This is a genomic window from Streptomyces sp. NPDC050085, from assembly GCF_044460595.1.
In the GTDB taxonomy this organism is placed as follows: domain Bacteria; phylum Actinomycetota; class Actinomycetes; order Streptomycetales; family Streptomycetaceae; genus Streptomyces.
In genome coordinates, this window is the sequence record NZ_JBITJZ010000003.1 from 609,350 (window position 1) to 623,708 (window position 14,359).

11 protein-coding genes are annotated in these 14,359 nt (G+C 72.1%); 3 read left to right on the forward strand and 8 right to left on the reverse strand.

Annotation, left to right across the window (positions count from 1 at the left end):
* The first annotated feature begins 34 nt into the window (after nt 1-34).
* The 3 genes from cydD (at nt 35) to ACIBUY_RS15230 (ending at nt 6,486) form a co-directional block, all read left to right on the forward strand.
* The gene (cydD, locus tag ACIBUY_RS15220) at nt 35-3,556 is read left to right on the forward strand and encodes a thiol reductant ABC exporter subunit CydD (protein ID WP_399152786.1); all 3,522 of its coding nucleotides are present in this window, start codon (nt 35-37) and stop codon (nt 3,554-3,556) included.
* A gap of 43 nt (nt 3,557-3,599) precedes the next feature.
* On the forward strand, nt 3,600-5,321 hold the full coding sequence (locus ACIBUY_RS15225; protein ID WP_365560412.1) for a GAF domain-containing protein: 1,722 nt from the start codon (nt 3,600-3,602) through the stop codon (nt 5,319-5,321).
* A 121-nt stretch (nt 5,322-5,442) separates the two neighbouring features.
* Nucleotides 5,443-6,486 carry a M23 family metallopeptidase gene (locus ACIBUY_RS15230; RefSeq protein WP_399152787.1) on the forward strand — a complete coding sequence of 348 codons (1,044 nt, stop codon included), beginning with the start codon at nt 5,443-5,445 and terminating at the stop codon, nt 6,484-6,486.
* 9 nt (nt 6,487-6,495) lie between these two features.
* Here the strand turns inward: ACIBUY_RS15230 and ACIBUY_RS15235 are convergent, their stop codons facing one another.
* From ACIBUY_RS15235 to ACIBUY_RS15270, 8 genes are all read right to left on the reverse strand, one after another.
* Nucleotides 6,496-7,386, reverse strand: a complete 891-nt coding sequence (locus ACIBUY_RS15235) for an HAD hydrolase family protein (protein ID WP_399152788.1) — start codon at nt 7,384-7,386, stop codon at nt 6,496-6,498.
* A 77-nt stretch (nt 7,387-7,463) separates the two neighbouring features.
* Entirely contained in the window at nt 7,464-8,414 is a 951-nt protein-coding gene (locus ACIBUY_RS15240; protein WP_399152789.1) for an LLM class flavin-dependent oxidoreductase, read from the reverse strand.
* A 67-nt stretch (nt 8,415-8,481) separates the two neighbouring features.
* Entirely contained in the window at nt 8,482-8,946 is a 465-nt protein-coding gene (locus ACIBUY_RS15245; RefSeq protein ID WP_365560452.1) for a hypothetical protein, read from the reverse strand.
* A 28-nt stretch (nt 8,947-8,974) separates the two neighbouring features.
* Complete coding sequence (locus tag ACIBUY_RS15250; protein WP_365560454.1) at nt 8,975-9,517, reverse strand: RNA 2'-phosphotransferase; 543 nt, start codon at nt 9,515-9,517, stop codon at nt 8,975-8,977.
* Nucleotides 9,518-9,634: 117 nt separating this feature from the next.
* The gene (locus ACIBUY_RS15255) at nt 9,635-10,594 is read right to left on the reverse strand and encodes a MerR family transcriptional regulator (protein WP_365560456.1); all 960 of its coding nucleotides are present in this window, start codon (nt 10,592-10,594) and stop codon (nt 9,635-9,637) included.
* 52 nt (nt 10,595-10,646) lie between these two features.
* Nucleotides 10,647-11,612 carry a metal-dependent hydrolase gene (locus tag ACIBUY_RS15260; protein ID WP_399152790.1) on the reverse strand — a complete coding sequence of 322 codons (966 nt, stop codon included), beginning with the start codon at nt 11,610-11,612 and terminating at the stop codon, nt 10,647-10,649.
* Entirely contained in the window at nt 11,609-13,399 is a 1,791-nt protein-coding gene (locus ACIBUY_RS15265) for an SDR family oxidoreductase (RefSeq protein WP_365560459.1), read from the reverse strand. Before ACIBUY_RS15265 ends, ACIBUY_RS15260 begins: the two co-directional genes overlap by 4 nt.
* Nucleotides 13,399-14,241, reverse strand: a complete 843-nt coding sequence (locus ACIBUY_RS15270) for a M24 family metallopeptidase (protein ID WP_365560462.1) — start codon at nt 14,239-14,241, stop codon at nt 13,399-13,401. Before ACIBUY_RS15270 ends, ACIBUY_RS15265 begins: the two co-directional genes overlap by 1 nt.
* Between the last annotated feature and the right edge of the window lie 118 nt (nt 14,242-14,359).

Consider the following 14,359-nt stretch of genomic DNA (forward strand, 5'->3'; position numbering starts at 1 on the left):
GGGCCAACCCGCCTGATGTGAGGGTGTGTTTCACGTGAAACCGATCGACCAGCGCCTGCTCCGGTACGCCCGGGCCACCCGTCTCTTCCTGATCGCGGTGGTCGTCCTCGGCGCCGCCGGGGCGGGCCTGGTCATCGCTCAGGCGATGCTCATCGCCGAAGTGGTGGTGGGCGCTTTCCAGCACGGGTTCGACGCTGCTCGACTGTCGACTCCCTTGATTCTGCTGGCTGTTGTCGCGGTCGGCCGTGCTCTTGTCTCCTGGCTGACCGAACTGGCCGCGCACCGGGCGAGCGCGGCCGTCAAGTCGGAGCTGCGCGGGCGGCTGTTGGAGCGGGCCGCGCAGCTGGGACCGAACTGGCTCAGCGGACAGCGCACCGGCTCGCTGGTGGCGCTCGCGACGCGCGGTGTGGACGCGCTCGACGACTACTTCTCGCGCTATCTGCCGCAGCTGGGGCTCGCGATCGTGGTCCCGGTGGCGGTGCTCGCCCGTGTGGTCACGGAGGACTGGGTGTCGGCGGCGATCATCGTCGGCACGCTGCCCCTCATCCCGATCTTCATGATCCTCATCGGCTGGGCCACCCAGTCCCGGATGGACCGTCAGTGGCGGCTGCTGTCCCGCCTGTCGGGGCATTTCCTGGACGTGGTCGCGGGCCTGCCGACGCTCAAGGTGTTCGGCCGGGCCAAGGCGCAGGCCGAGTCCATTCGCACGATCACCGACCAGTACCGCAGGGCGACGATGCGGACCCTGCGGATCGCCTTCCTGTCGTCCTTCGCGCTGGAGCTGCTCGCGACCCTGTCGGTCGCCCTGGTCGCCGTGACCATCGGCATGCGGCTCGTGCACGGCGACATGGACCTGTACGTGGGTCTGGTGATCCTCGTGCTGGCGCCCGAGGCGTATCTGCCGCTGCGGCAGGTCGGGGCGCAGTACCACGCGGCGGCCGAGGGGCTCGCCGCCGCGGAGGAGATCTTCGACGTCCTGGAGCAGCCGCTGCCGAAGTCCGGTGTGCAGGCCGCTCCTTCGACCGGTGGTCTCGGGTTTGAAAGCGTTTCTGTCCGCTATGAGGGACGTGCAGCGGATGCCGTCTCCCAGGTCTCCTTCAAGGTCGCCGAAGGGGAGACGGTCGCTCTCGTAGGACCGAGCGGAGCGGGCAAGTCGACGCTTCTCAGCGCCCTGTTGGGTTTTGTACGCCCTAGTAGCGGGCGGGTTCTCGTCGGCGGCGCCGATCTCGCGGAGGTGTCGCGGGAGGCGTGGCACGCGCGCGTGGCGTGGGTTCCGCAGCGGCCGCAGCTGTACGCCGGGTCGATCGCGGACAACGTCCGGCTCGCGCGGCCCGACGCGGACGACGCGGCGGTGCTCGACGCTCTGCGGGAGGCGGGCGCGTTGGAGTTCGTCGAGGCGCTTCCCGAAGGGGTGCGCACCGAGCTCGGTGAGGACGGGGCCGGTCTGTCGGCGGGGCAGCGTCAACGCCTCGCGCTGGCCCGGGCGTTCCTCGCCGACCGGCCCGTCGTGCTGCTCGACGAGCCCACGGCCGCGCTCGACGGCGAGACCGAGGCGGGCATCGTCGAGGCGGTGCGCAGGCTCGCCGTCGGGCGGACGGTACTGCTGGTCGTGCACCGGCCCGCGCTGCTGGCCGTGGCCGACCGGGTGGTGCGGCTCGAGACGCCCGCCGCGCGCCGGCTGCCCGCCCAGGCGGGGTCGGCGCCCGCTGCCGGGATTTCGGCGCCCACAGCGGCGGCCGCGGCCTCTGAGGCCCGCGAGCCGGTGCGGGACACGGCGGTGGACCGGCGTCCCGCCCTCGCCCGGCTGCGGGCCGCCGCGCGGCCGCGTCGCTCGCGGCTCGCGCTCGCGCTGCTGCTCGGGGCGCTCGCGCTCGGCAGCTCGGTCGGCCTGATGGCGACCAGCGGCTGGCTGATCTCGCGGGCCTCGGAGCAGCCGCCCGTGCTGTACCTGATGGTCGCGGTGACGGCCACGCGCGCGTTCGGCATCGGCCGGGCCTGCTTCCGGTACGCGGAGCGGCTCGTGTCGCACGACGCCGTGCTGCGGATGCTGGCCGACACCCGGGTCGCCGTCTACCGGCGCCTGGAGCGGCTCGCGCCCGCCGGTCTGCGCACGACGCGGCGCGGCGACCTGCTGTCCCGCCTCGTCGCCGACGTGGACGCCCTGCAGGACTACTGGCTGCGCTGGCTGCTGCCCGCGTCGGCCGCGGCCCTGGTGGGCGTGGGCTCCGTCGCCTTCACCGCCTGGATGCTCCCCGCGGCCGGTGCCGTGCTCGCCGTCGGACTGCTGCTCGCCGGGGTCGGTGTGCCGCTGCTGTCCGGGGCGGTGGCCCGCCGGGCGGAGCGCAGGCTCGCTCCCGCGCGCGGGGTGCTCGCGACCCGGGTGGCCGAGCTGCTCACCGGCACCGCGGAACTGACCGTCGCCGGCGCGCTCCAGCGGCGTACGAAGGCGGCAGGGGAAGCCGACTCGGTGCTGACCCGGATCGCCTCGCGCACGGCCACCGCCACCGCGCTCGGCGACGGGCTGACCGCGCTGATCACCGGCCTGACCGTGGCGGGCGCCGCGCTCGCCGGCATCCATGGCGTGCGCTCCGGGCAGCTCGACGGGGTCGCGATGGCGGTCGTCGTGCTGACCCCGCTCGCCGCGTTCGAGGCGGTGCTCGGCCTGCCGCTCGCCGTGCAGTACCGGCAGCGGGTCCACAAGAGCGCCGAGCGCGTCCACGAGGTCCTCGACGCCCCCGAACCCGTACGGGAGCCCGAACGGCCCGCACAGGCGCCGCGGGACCCCTTCCCGCTCGTCGTACGGGATCTCGCGGCCCGGTACGAGGGGCAGACGCGGGACGCGCTCGACGGGGTCGGCCTCACGCTCGAGCGCGGCCGCAGGATCGCCGTCGTCGGCCCCTCCGGGTCCGGCAAGACCACGCTCGCCCAGGTGCTGCTGCGCTTCCTCGACGCGGACGCCGGGACGTACACGCTGGCCGGCACCGACGCGTACGCCCTCGAAGGCGATGCCGTACGGCGCCTCGTCGGGCTGTGCGCCCAGGACGCGCACCTCTTCGACAGCACCGTGCGCGAGAACCTGCTGCTCGCCAAGAAGGACGCCACCGAGGACGAACTGCGCGACGCCCTCGGCCGCGTACGCCTTCTGGAGTGGGCGGACGCGCTGCCCGACGGGCTCGACACGCTCGTGGGCGAGCACGCGGCGCGGCTGTCCGGCGGGCAGCGGCAGCGGCTCGCGGTGGCCCGCGCGCTGCTCGCCGACTTCCCGGTCCTCGTCCTGGACGAGCCCGCCGAGCACCTCGACCTGGAGACGGCCGACGCGCTCACCGCGGACCTGCTGGACGCGACCCAGGGGCGCGCAACCGTCCTGATCACGCACCGGCTCGCCGGTCTGGACGCGGTCGACGAGGTGGTCGTGCTCGACGGCGGGCGGATCGTGCAGCGCGGTACGTACGCGGAGCTGAGCGCGGCCGACGGGCCGCTTCGGGTGCTGCGGGAGCGGGAGGGCGCGGCGGAGCTGCTGGTCGGCGCGGGGGCAGGCGCGGGGGTCCACGCGTAACCCCGACTTTCCTCGCCAAATAGGACTAACTACTCTCAGGGGCATGTCAGCGCCCACGGATCCCGACGTTCCCCCCTCCCGCGCGGTGGAGGCGGCGACCCAGGCCACCCGCAGCCTTCAGGGGCTGTCCACCGAGCTGACCGCGCGGGTGCCGCAGCTCCTGGAGGCGATGCGTTCCGTGGGGACCGGCCTGGAGCTGCACTCCACGCTGGACCGGATCTGTGAGACCGCCGCCGAGCTGGCGGACGCCAGGTACGCGGCGATCGGCGTCGTCGCCGAGGACGGCGAGGGGCTCTCGGACTTCGTCTACTACGGCATCGACGAGGACACCGCGCAGCTCATCGGGCGGCTGCCCGACGGGCACCGCGGGCTGCTCGGCGCGCTCATCCACGATCCCGAGCCGGTGCGCCTGGCGAACCTCGCGGACGACCCGCGCTCCTGCGGGTTCCCCGCGAACCATCCGCCGATGCGGACGTTCCTCGGCGTCCCCATCCGCGTACAGGGAGAGATCTTCGGAAACCTCTACCTCACGGAGAAGAACGGCGGCGGCGACTTCAACGACTACGACCTCAACATGGTCCGGGTGCTCGCCACGGAGGCGGGCATCGCGATCGGCAACGCGCGGCTGTACGAAGCTGCCAGGCAGCGCGAGCGGTGGATCGACGGGTCCGTCGCCGTGACCACCGCGCTGCTGTCCGGCGGCGATGCCGAGGACGCGCTCCAGGTCGTCGCCGAACAGGCCCGCCAGCTCTCGGACTCGGCGGCCGGCATAGTGCTGCTGCCCGCCGACGAGGGCGGCATGGAGATCGTCGCCGTCGCCTCGGACACCCCGTCCGCCTCGCTCGGCGTGATCATCCCGCCGGAGAGCGCGATCGTCTCCGAACTGCTCGACGGGCAGGCCGTGTTCATCGACGACGCGGCCACCGACCCGCGCGTGATGACCGATCTCGCGCGGGGCTACGGGCCGGCCATGATGCTGCCCCTGCAGAGCGACGGGCGCGTCCTCGGGACGCTCGTGACGCCCCGCGCGCGTGGGGGGCGTCCTTTCACGGAGGTCGAACGCACCCTGGCCACCCAGTTCGCCTCGCAGGCGGCGCTCGCGCTGATGATGGCCGAGGCACAGCGCGACCGGGAGCGGCTCGCCGTCTTCGAGGACCGGGACCGCATCGCGCGCGATCTGCACGACCTGGTCATCCAGCGGCTGTTCGCCACGGGGATGATGCTGGAGACCGCTCAACGCCGTTCCGTGGTGCCCGAGGTGCAGGTGGGCGTCGGCAAGGCCGTCGACGAGCTGGACGTCACCATCCAGGAGATCCGCACCGCCATCTTCGCGCTCCAGCAGGGCCCGGCCGAGGCGCCGTCGGGGCTGCGCACGCGCGTGCTGCGCGAGATCAACATGGCCGCTGTGCCGCTCGGCTTCAAGCCCTCGCACCGCTTCCTGGGGCCCGTCGACACGGTCGTCGGCGAACTCACCGGCAAGAACCTCATCGCGGCCCTGAGGGAGGCCCTGTCGAACGCGTTCCGGCACTCCAAGGCCGCGCGGATCGACGTCGTCGTGGACGCGACCGTGCTGCTGCCCGACGGGCGCCAGGGCGTACGCCTGACGGTCGCCGACGACGGCGTGGGCATCCCGGAGGGCGGGCGGCGCAGCGGCCTGAAGAACCTCAAGAGGCGTGCCGAGTCGCTCGGCGGCGACAGTTGGTACGGGCCGGGCCTCGGGGACGACGGCGGTGGTACGACGGTCGTCTGGCAGGCGCCGTACTGACCCTCGGGTCACGCCGGTTCGGCGATTTGGCGGTACGTTTCTGCGCCGAACGGGGCATGCGTTCCCCCGGCCGTACGAGTCCCACAGGAGGGCGGCCGCGCAGCGGGCAACGATCCGAGACATGCGCCCACGACCTCGCCGCTCCCTCGTCGCCCCCGCGGTGCTGCTGTGCGTACTCGTCGCTCTCGGCGGCCGGCCCACGCTGTCGCAGGGCGCGGAAGGGCCCGAGCCAAGTGCCCAGGTGGCTCGCCTCTTTGAGGAGGCGTCAGCGGCGACGCAGCACTACGAAGAGGGGCGCAGGGCCGCCGCGCTGCAGAAGGCGAAGGCGCAGCGCCTCGAGCGGCTGCTCGCGCGGGAGCGGCGGGACATCGCCGTGCTCCACGACGACCTCGGGCGCATCGCCCGCGCCCAGTACCGCAGCGGCGGCGACATCCCGTTCACCGCGCAGATGCTGCTCACCGACGACCCGGAAGAGCTGATGCACGGTCAGCGGGCCGTCTGGCAGGCCGATCTGGCGCTCAACAACGCCGTGGCCAAGAGCCGTCGCGCCGAGAAGAAGCTTGCCGCGGGACAGCGCAAGGCGGCCGCCCAATGGCACGCCCTGCAGGAGCGCAACGTCCAACTCGCGCATCTGAAGAGGAGCATCGCGAGCAAGCTCGAGCAGGCGCAGTGGGAGCTGCAGGGCGAGGCGGACCGGTCCGCGGCGGCGGGGCAGTGCCGTGGTGCCGTGCGCCTGGAGCAGCCGGAATTCCGCGCCACGCGCGCGTGGGTGCCCCCTGTGGAGACGTACGAGCTGTCCGCCGGGTTCGACAGCGCGGGCGAGCGCTGGGCGCACCGGCACACCGGGCAGGACTTCGCCGTCGGCATCGGCACGCCCGTGCGGGCCGCCGGTGCCGGGCGGGTGGTGAGCGTGTCCTGCGGCGGCGGCTTCGGCATCGAGGTCGTCGTGCAGCACCCGGGCGGCTACTACACGCAGTACGCGCACCTGGCGGCCGTCACCGTGGACCAGGGCGAGAAGGTGCGCACCGGGCAGTGGCTCGGGCAGTCGGGCACCACCGGCAACTCGACCGGGCCGCACCTGCACTTCGAGGTGCGGCTCACGCCGTATCTGGGGTCGGGGGTGGACCCGGTGAAGTGGTTCGCCGAGCGGGGCGTACGGCTGTAAGCCAGGGCCCTATCGCCGGGTGGCCAGGATGTCCTCGATGACGCGGGCCACGCCGTCGTCGTTGTTGGTGGCGGTGACGCCGGTCGCGGCGGTCAGCACGTCCGGGTGCGCGTTCCCCATCGCGTAGGAGGTGCCCGCCCAGGCGAGCATCTCCATGTCGTTGGGCATGTCTCCGAAAGCGACGACCTCGGCCGGGGAGATGCCGCGCTCCTCGCAGCACAGGGCGAGCGTGCTCGCCTTGGAGACGGACCGTTCGCTGATCTCCAGCAGGGCGCTCGGGCTGGAGCGCGTGATGGCGGCGAGGTCGCCGACCGCGGTGCGGGCCAGCGTCAGGAACGCGTCGGGGCCGAGCTCCGGGTGGTACGCGAGGACCTTCAGGACGGGCTGGTCCGCGACGGCCGCGTCCCCGGCGAGCAGCTTCTCCGCGGGCGCGACGCTCTCGCCCGGGTCCAGGTGCAGCGGCGGGTACGTCGGCTCGTGGTGCAGCCCGCCGGTCCGCTCGACCGCGAACGACGTGCCGGGGGCGGCCGTGCGCAGGACCCGGACGACGTCGAGCGCGTCGGGGACGGCCAACTCCCGGATCGTGACGAAGCGGTGGTTGCCGGGGCCGCCGTGCAGATCCACGACCGCGGCGCCGTTGCCGCAGATCGCCAGGCCGTGACCGTGCAGATGGTCGCTGACGACGTCCATCCAGCGGGCCGGGCGGCCCGTCACGAAGAAGACCTCGATGCCGGCCTCCTCGGCGGCGGCCAGCGCGGCGACCGTCCGCGGGGAGACGGTCTTGTCGTCGCGCAGCAGCGTGCCGTCGAGATCCGTGGCGATCAGCCGGGGCGCGGGTGTCGAGGGGGCCGGGGTCCGGGGCCCAGGAGTCGGAGAGGTCACCGCCCTATGGTCGCGCATATGCGCGCACGGGCGTGCGGCGGGGCGCGCAGATGAGTACGTTCCTGGCTCATGCGCCCCGCCTGCCGTTCGGCGGGTCAGCCGAGCTGGGCGAGAGCGTCCGTGGCGATGGCCTCGAAGACCTTCTGGTCGGACGCGAAGGCGGTGTCCGGGATCGGCCAGTGGACGACGAGCTCGGTGAAGCCCAGTTCCCGGTGCCTGCCCGCGAAGTCGACGAACGCGTCGACCGACTCCAGGGGACGGCCGCGTTCCGGGGTGAATCCGGTGAGCAGGATCTTGTCGAGCTCGGCCACGTCGCGGCCGATGGCGTCGCATGCGGCGGTCAGCTTCTCGATCTGCCCGCGAATGGCTTGAATCGACTCCTCGGGGGTGCCCGTTTCGAACAGCTTGGGGTCGCCGGTGGTGACCCACGCCTGCCCGTGGCGCGCGGCGAGCTTGAGCCCGCGCGGCCCGGTCGCGGCGACCGCGAACGGCAGCCGGGGGCGCTGCACGCAGCCCGGGATGTTCTGGGCGCCGCCCGCCGAGTAGAAGGTGCCGTCGTACGAGACCCCGTCCTTGCCGTCCTCGGTGAGCAGCCGGTCGAGCAGCGGCACGAACTCGGCGAACCGGTCCGCCCGTTCGCGCGGCGTCCACGCCTCCTGGTCGCCGCGCGCGAGGGCGCTCGCGTCGAAGCCGGTGCCGCCCGCGCCGATGCCCAGGGTGATCCGGCCACCCGAGATGTCGTCGAGCGAGATCAGTTCCTTGGCGAGGGTGACCGGGTGCCGGAAGTTGGGCGAGGTCACCAGGGTGCCCAGGCGCAGCCGCTCGGTGGCGCCCGCGGCGGCGGTCAGCGTCGGGACCGCGCCGAACCACGGGCCGTCGCGGAACGGCACGCGCCACGACAGGTGGTCGTACGTATAACCCGTGTGGAAGCCCAGTTCCTCGGCGCGCACCCAGGCGTCACGGGCGCCCTCATGCCAGCGGCGGTAGGGCAGGATCACGGTGCTCAGACGGAGCGGGGTCCGGGGAGCGGAGGACTTGTCGGTCATGCCTGTGAGCGTATGCGGAGGGGTTCGGCCGTGCTCGGGGTGGCCGCGGACCTCGGCGCAGCGGCGCTCAGCGCACGCGGCCGCTCAGCCAGGGCGTCAGGTTGATCATCGGCAGGAACTCCTTGTACGTACGGTCCCCGGGCAGCGGCACGATGAGCCGGTAGCCGGGCGGGAAGCGTTTGCCGTGCACGTACGCGAGACCGCTGTAGCAGGAGCGCAGGAACGCGGGCACCTCGTCGCGCGGGACGTCGTGGAACTGGACGCCCTCGACCTCGATCAACGCGTCGTCCTCGGGGAAGAGCCGGACGTCGATCCGTGGGGAGCCGCCGAGTTCGACGTAGGCCTCGTGGGGCAGGGAGCCGTCGGGGTCGGTGGTCGTGCCGACGCCTGCGGTGGTGCGGCGGGAGGTCTGGTCCGCGCCGATGTCGTGCGTGACCTCGATCTCGAGGTGGAACTCGCCGGCTATGTCGCGCAGCGCGGCGACGGCTGCCTCGGTCGTGGGCAGATGCGGGTGGTCCATACCACTGATCATGCCTCAGAGGCGCTTCCCGCGGGCGGGTTCAGCAGGGAAAGCGCAGGTAGCGCGGGGGAACGGCGGCGGTGAGCCAGACGCCGTTGGCGCTCACGCGGAACGTGTGGCCGTCGCGGTGCATCGAGCCCGCGTCGACGGGGAGCACGATCGGGCGGCCGCGCCGGGCGCCGACCCGGGTGGCGGTCTCGCGGTCCGCGGACAGATGGACGTCGTGGCGGCTCATGGGCCGCAACCCCTCGGCGCGGATCGCGTCGAGGACGCGGGCGACGGTGCCGTGGTAGAGGTACGCGGGCGGCTCGGCCGGTGGCAGGCCCAGGTCGACGTCGATCGTGTGGCCCTGGTTGGCCCGGATGCGGGTGCCGTCGACGGTGAAGCGCTGTTTGTCGTTCTCGGCCACCGCGCGGTCGAGGTCGGCGCGGGTCATCCTGAAGTGGTGGGCGGCGGCCGCGGCGAGCAGGTCGTCGATCTCCACCCAGCCGCCCTTGTCGGGGGTCAGTCCGATGCGTTCGGGTTGATGTCGCAGATGCTTCGAGAGGTACTTCGACACCTTGACGGTGCGTTGTTCGTTCATGGCGCCACAGTGCCCGGGACGCGGTCCGGCGCGCACGCCGATTTCGTCCTCTCGCATGTTTGATCCACAGCCAAGTGCGGTTATCCACAGGGGAATTGGCGATTCTGTGGACAACTCTCAAGCGATAGGCCCCTTTTGGTCAACTGATGCTTGTTTATTGTGTTTTACGGTCATTGCGTCCAATGTCCGTGCCTGAACCTCGCGTTCGGCGGCGGTCGCGATGAACACCGAAATGTTCTCCGGCCCAACCAGCGCGCGCACGGCCCGCATTGTCCCGGCCGGTATGGCGACGGACTGCGCTCCGTCGGCGGGTTCGGCCACCGGGCCGTCGGCGAGGTGCCGGTGCAGGTGCCGGGTGGCGAACAGGCGCATGGCGCGCGCCAGTTCGGCGTCCACCGACTGCTGTGCGAGCGGGCGCAGCCGGCGTACGAGCGAGGCGGCCTCGGCGGCTTCCGCGTCGGTCGGCGGCTGTGGGCCGAGATAGCGCGCGAACACGTGCTCGGTCGTGAACTCCAGGAAACGGGCGGCGATGTGCTCGATCTGCCCCCTCAACTCCCGTAGATGGCTGGAGATCGCGGAGAGCGGGACGCCCGCCGCATACAACTCCACTGCCACAGACAGCTCTTGGGGACTCGGTACGAGGAATTCGTCGTCCTTGCCCGGAACCCGCTCGAGCACGCCGAGCTCGACCGCGTCCTGCACGGCGGCCTCGTCGGGGTTGCCCCCGAACCGCTCGTCCAGCTCCGCGCGCGTGATGCGGTCCGCCCGCTCGTCGGTCCACGGCCCGTCCACCTCGGCCACCAGGCCCAGCACGCCGCCGAGGCCCCGGCCCGCGTCCCAGGCCTCCAGGAGCTCCTTGATGGAGGCCAGGGTGTAGCCCCGGTCGAGCAGGTCGGCGATCTGGCGCAGCCGGGACAGGTGCGCGGCCGTGTACACATTGGCCCGGCCGCGCCGCTCGGGCCGCGGCAGCAGACCGCGGTCCTGGTAGGCGCGGATCGTGCGGACCGTGGCGCCGCTGTGATGCGCCAGGTCCTCGATCCGGTACTCGGCGACCGGCTGCCCCGCTTGCTCCGTCACACCCCACGCCCTTTGGTCGTACGTCTTCGCACGCGCACAAGAGCCGGCGCGGTCATGCGATGGCCGAGCGGCCGATCGCGCCGGCCGCGGCCCTGGCCGCCGGCGAGGTCGCCAGATACTCGACCGCCTTGCGCAGCGAACCCTCCTGCGAGGGATGGTACGACCGGCGCAGATAGCGGGGTACCGCCGCACCCAGCTCGCGCCAGCCGGGCAGCAGGCCCTTGCGGACCGCCTTGTTGTGCTCGGCCAGCGAGTAGCGGAGGCGCCCGGCGAGCTGCGGGTCGTGCCGTATCAGGTAGGCCGCTCCCCACGCCCACAGGTAGAGCATCACCGGCGCGGTGACGCCCATCCCGGCGATCCGGCGGGCGTAGCGGGACAGGCCGTCGCCGCCGCAGTGCTGGTACATGTCGAAGGCGACCGAGCGGTGCTCGACCTCCTCCGCGCCGTGCCAGCGCAGCAGGTCGAGCATGACCTCGTCGCAGTCCGCGCGGTCGAGGGCCTCCGCATGCAGCACCCAGTTGCCGAGGACCGCCGTGAACTGCTCGATCGCCGCTATCACCGCGAGCCGGAAGCGCAGCCACTCCTGCGTCGGTATCGGCGCTCCCAGCGGCGGCTTCTCACCGAGCAGCTTCTCGAAGAGGAAGTCGACGTACTTCGTGTAGTCGGCCGTCTCCAGCTTCTGCGCGGCCAGGTGGTCGAGGACGTACGCGTGCTGCACGCTGTGCGTCGCCTCCTGGCCCATGAACCCCTTGACGTCCTTGAGGAGTTCGGGATCCTCGACCAGGGGGAGCCCCTCCTTGAAGACCTTCACGAACCACCGCTCCCCTGCCGGCAGCAGCAGATGCAGCACGTTGATCACGTGGGTGGCGGTCGGCTCGTCCGGTATCCAGTGCAGCGGTGTCTTCTGCCAGTCGAAGGAGACGCGGCGCGGGGTGATCGGATGGTGCTCTGCGTGTTCGGCGTGTTCGGCGCGCTCCGCGTGCTCCTCCTGCTCGTACGTACCGTTCTCGGTGTTCACAGCGGCGGCTCCATCCGTGCGATCGCGCGCAGCGCCCTGGGCGTGAAGCGGGACATGAGATGCGCGCCGCGGGCCTCCGGGGTGACGGGGACCACCGCCTTGTTGTGCACGACCGCGCCCAGGATCGCGTCGGCGACCTTCTCCGGCGGGTAGTTGCGCAGGCCGTACAGGCGCGAGGACTTCTGCTGGCGGCGCTTCTCCTCCTCGGCGTCGACCCCGGCGAAGCGGGCCGTCGCCGTGATGTTCGTGTTCACCAGGCCCGGGCAGATCGCGGAGACCCCGATGCCCTGCCCGGCCAGCTCGGCGCGCAGGCACTCGCTGAGCATGAGGACCGCCGCCTTGGAGGTGCTGTAGGCGGGGAGCACCTTCGAGGGCTGGTACGCCGCCGCGGACGCGGTGTTGACGATGTGGCCGCCCTGCCCGCGCTCGGCCATCTGCTTGCCGAACAGGCGGCAGCCGTGGATGACCCCCCACAGGTTCACGTCGAGGACCTTCTTCCAGTCCTCCGGGGTCGTGTCGAAGAACGAGCCGGACAGGCCGATCCCCGCGTTGTTCACCAGGACGTCGAGCACGCCGTACTCGGCGGCGACCTTCTCCGCGAGCTTCTCCATGGCCTGCTCGTCGGTGACGTCGACGGTCTCGGCCCAGGCCTCGGGGGCGCCTATGAGCTGGGACATCTCCGCGGTGCGTGCGGCGCTCTCGGCGTCCCGGTCGACGGCGATCACGCGCGCGCCGGCCTCGGCGAACGCGAACGCGGTGGCCCGGCCGATGCCGCTGCCCGCCCCGGTGACCAGGACGAGCTGGCCGCCGAACCGGTCCGCGTACTTGCCGTCGGCCTTCTTGTGCTGTGCGGGCACGCCCGCCTCCCGCTCCTCGTGGGCCGTGACGAACTCGCCTATCCAGGCAGTGAGCTGGTCGGGGCGGGTGCGCGGCACCCAGTGCTTGGCGGGCAGCGTGCGGCGCGTCAACTGCGGTGCCCACAGCTCCAGTTGGTCGTAGAGCTTCGGTGACAGGAAGGCGTCTCCGAGGGGCGTGATGAGCTGCACGGGCGCGTGCGCGTACGCGTCCTCGCGCGGGCGGCGCAGCCGCGCCCGCACGTTGTCCCGGTACAGCCAGGCGCCGTGTGCGGCGTCCGAGGGGAGCGACGCCGTCGGGTAGTCGCCCGCGGGGACCCCCTCCACGCGCTCGAGGATCCCGGGCCAGCGCTTGCCGAGCGGGCCGCGCCAGGCGAGCTCGGGCAGGACCGGCGTGTGCAGCATGTACACGTACCAGGACTTGGCGCCCTGGCCGAGGAGCTGGCCCACCTTGCGGGGCGTGGGCCGCTTCATGCGCTGCTTGATCCAGTGCCCGAAGTGGTCGAGCGACGGCCCGGACATCGAGGTGAAGGACGCGATGCGGCCCTCGGTGCGCTTGACCGTGACGAACTCCCACGACTGCACCGAACCCCAGTCGTGCCCGACCACATGGACGGGCCTGTCCGGGCTCACGGCGTCGATCACGGCGAGGAAGTCGTCGGTCAGCTTCTCCAGGGTGAAGCCGCCGCGCAGCGGGGTCGGCGCCGTGGAGCGGCCGTGCCCGCGGACGTCGTAGAGCACGACGTGGAAGCGGTCCGCGAGGCGCGTGGCGACCTCCGTCCAGACCTCCTTGGAGTCGGGGTAGCCGTGCACGAGGACGACGGTCGGCCGTGCCGCGTCGCCCGCGCTCCCCAACTCGACGACGCACAGCTCGATACCGCCCGTGCGCACCCAGCGCTCACGCGCTCCGGTCAGCTTCGCGAGATCCGTCATCAGATGCCCTCCGCCCAGCGCCGCACGTGCGGCAGATCGTCGTCCAGCCAAAAGGCGCTCTCCTCGGGGTCCTTGGAGTCCGTGACCACGAGGAGCTCCTCGAACTTCGCGCCCGTGCCGCGGAACCCCAGGTGCGGCTCGACCGCCCACAGACCGGGCTGCGGGGGATGGTCGGAGAACTTGTACGGGGACCACAGCGGCGACCAGCCGTCCCGGTGCCCGTGCACCGCGTCGTTCGCCAGGCCCTTCAGCGACTGGGTGCCGAAGCCGAACAGCGTCGGGTTGATCCGCCGCTCCTTGACCCGGTCGACCTTGTGCGCGATGACGCCGAAGGGATAGGCGCGGTGCCGGTTCGCGTATCCCTGGCGGACCATCAGCCGGTCCACGTCCTCGTAGATCTCGCGCAGCGGGCGCCGCTCGCGCACCTCGCGCAGAAGCAGCTCGCGGTGGGCCTCCAGGTCCGAAAGCAGCTTGTTGTGCAGGGGGTTGAGGCCGAGGCAGCCGGAGTAGCCGATGTCGGCGGTGAAGCCCTTGTACACCGGAGCCATGTCGAGGATGAAGGGCATCCCCGCTTCGAGCCTGCGGTTCGTGGGGAAGAACTGCAGCGGCACACGGAAGTTCACGAACGCCGTGCGGTCCCCGAACCAGGCGAAGGGCAGGTGGAACCAGTCCCGCACCCCGCGCTCGCGCAGCCACTCCCGCTGCATCCGCGCCGCCTCGCGCTCCGTCACACCCGGCTTCAGCTGCGCCGCGACCGCTTCCGCGCACTCGTACGCGAGCGTCTGCACTTCCCTGAACCCCCGCAGCTCCGCGGAGAGTTCCCGTACCACTGCTGAGGACATGCCACCGTCCGTCCGTGTCCCGGCCGCCCGGTTCCCGTGACCGTGCCGTCGCCGTACGCGCTCGTAACTTGACACTGATGAATGTGACAATGCCTGGCGGCTGCGTCAAGAGGCCTGC

Coding starts and splice junctions, on each gene's coding strand:
- ACIBUY_RS15270 (WP_365560462.1), bottom strand. CDS start 14,241: ATGTCCTCAGCAGTGGTACGGGAACTCTCCGCGGAGCTGCGGGGGTTC.
- ACIBUY_RS15225 (WP_365560412.1), top strand. CDS start 3,600: ATGTCAGCGCCCACGGATCCCGACGTTCCCCCCTCCCGCGCGGTGGAG.
- ACIBUY_RS15235 (WP_399152788.1), bottom strand. CDS start 7,386: ATGCGCGACCATAGGGCGGTGACCTCTCCGACTCCTGGGCCCCGGACC.
- ACIBUY_RS15230 (WP_399152787.1), top strand. CDS start 5,443: ATGCGCCCACGACCTCGCCGCTCCCTCGTCGCCCCCGCGGTGCTGCTG.
- ACIBUY_RS15240 (WP_399152789.1), bottom strand. CDS start 8,414: ATGACCGACAAGTCCTCCGCTCCCCGGACCCCGCTCCGTCTGAGCACC.
- ACIBUY_RS15265 (WP_365560459.1), bottom strand. CDS start 13,399: ATGACGGATCTCGCGAAGCTGACCGGAGCGCGTGAGCGCTGGGTGCGC.
- ACIBUY_RS15250 (WP_365560454.1), bottom strand. CDS start 9,517: ATGAACGAACAACGCACCGTCAAGGTGTCGAAGTACCTCTCGAAGCAT.
- ACIBUY_RS15245 (WP_365560452.1), bottom strand. CDS start 8,946: ATGATCAGTGGTATGGACCACCCGCATCTGCCCACGACCGAGGCAGCC.